Here is a 292-nt window from a genome sequence, read left to right on the forward strand (position 1 = left end):
AAGCAAGAGCACGGCGGCCTGAGAGCCGACCTGAGTGTTAAAAGCCAGATCAAAAGCCAGAGCGAAAGCAGAGCCGCTTTTCTGTAGGAGCTGGCTTGCCGGCGATGCAGGCTCCTCGGTACATCAGACACACCGAGGTGATGCCATCGCCGGCAAGCCAGCTCCTACAGTGGACCGTGCCCGCTTTAGCTTTTGATTTTGCTCTTCAACACTCAAGCCGGCCGGTAGGCCGCTGTGCTCTGCTTTTGATCTGCTTTTGATCTTGATCTTAGGCGCCCCGTTAAACCACGCT

Origin of the sequence: Pseudomonas sp. F9001 (genome assembly GCF_013385435.1) — a bacterium.
Lineage (GTDB): Bacteria > Pseudomonadota > Gammaproteobacteria > Pseudomonadales > Pseudomonadaceae > Aquipseudomonas.